The following is a 597-nucleotide window of genomic DNA, read 5'->3' on the forward strand; positions in this document are numbered from 1 at the left end:
GACTTCAACTGGTTTACGCGCGACGACAATAAAGCGTGTGTGGTTTTCGGTTTGGTTTGCGATGTTGCCTTGGATCGCTTGCAGGCCGTACAACTTACCACTTGAAGCATTACCAATTGCGGCCACATCATCACGATTCATCTCTTGGACTTTTTGCATCGCGTCTGCTGTGCTTGCGCAAGACTCAAGTTTCACGCCTTTCATACGGCTTAAGAATTCGCTGGACTGTTGGTGCGTTTGCGGATGCGAGTACAGTGTTTTGATGTCTTCGAGGCGAATGTCTTTCGTTGCAACTAAGCAGTGCTCGATAGGTTGAGTCAGCTCACCAACAATATACAGCGTGGTGTGTTGTAGTAGGTCATATACTTCATTGATCGAGCCCGAGCTGGTGTTTTCGATGGGCAGCACACCGTAATCAGCATGGCCTGATTCCACCGTTCGAGTCACTTCTTTGAAATGCTCACAATTTAGCTCGATAAGCTCGGTATTTTTACGACTGAAATATTCGCGGCTTGCCAAGTGCGAGTAAGAACCTTTGGCTCCCAAGAAAGCGACGCGTGCAAGTGGCTTGCGGCTTTGTTGCGGATTAACAAGGTT

1 protein-coding gene is annotated in these 597 nt (G+C 48.2%); it reads right to left on the bottom strand.

Features of this window, described 5'->3' with window-relative positions; translation table 11 throughout:
* A partial coding sequence (locus R7040_RS28080) for a prephenate dehydratase domain-containing protein (RefSeq protein ID WP_318097833.1) occupies positions 1–597 on the bottom strand: 597 nt, incomplete at both ends.

The organism is Vibrio sp. 1069, from assembly GCF_033340555.1.